General features: G+C 42.5%; 1 protein-coding gene and 1 pseudogene. Both read left to right on the forward strand.

Annotated elements, in window-relative coordinates; all coding sequences use genetic code 11:
* A pseudogene (locus tag R8O10_RS26165) lies at positions 1 to 183 on the forward strand (1-deoxy-D-xylulose-5-phosphate reductoisomerase); the annotation flags it as partial.
* Positions 183 to 603 (forward strand): RIP metalloprotease RseP (gene rseP, locus R8O10_RS26170; RefSeq protein ID WP_318192090.1); only part of this gene is annotated, 421 nt, incomplete at its 3' end. The pseudogene R8O10_RS26165 and the gene rseP, both read left to right, overlap by 1 nt.

Below are 603 nucleotides of genomic sequence, written 5' to 3' on the forward strand. Positions count from 1 at the left end.
GCTGTTGATGCGTTTCTAAATAATCGCCTTGGTTTTACAGACATAGCTCGCATCAATGAATTGGTTTTGCATAAAATCACCGCAAGCTGCAAACCTGAGAATGCGAATAGCTTGGAAAGCTTGCTAGAGCTAGATAGAATGTCTCGAACTATCGCCCTAGAAATTATACGCGAGCGTAGCTAATGACTGGTATTTTGTGGAATCTTGTTTCTTTTATCGTTGCACTGGGCATTCTCGTTGCCGTGCACGAGTTTGGGCACTTTTGGGTTGCTCGTCGTTGTGGCGTGAAGGTTGAAAGATTTTCCATCGGTTTTGGTAAGTCTATTTGGCGAAAAGTTGGTCAAGACGGAACCGAATACACTATCTCAATGATTCCTCTTGGTGGATACGTCAAAATGGTAGATAGCCGTGTTGACGATGTGCCAGAAAGTGAAAAACATTTAGCCTTTGATCAAAAGCCGCTTTGGAAACGAACGTCTATTGTTGCAGCTGGCCCTATCTTTAATTTCTTATTTGCTATTTTTGCTTATTGGTTGGTTTTCCTGATTGGTGTACCAGCGGTAAAACCCGTAATTGGTGAAGTTACGCCCAATTCGATTGTTG

The sequence above is a fragment of the Vibrio sp. 1727 genome, from assembly GCF_033344415.1.
GTDB lineage: Bacteria > Pseudomonadota > Gammaproteobacteria > Enterobacterales > Vibrionaceae > Vibrio > Vibrio alginolyticus.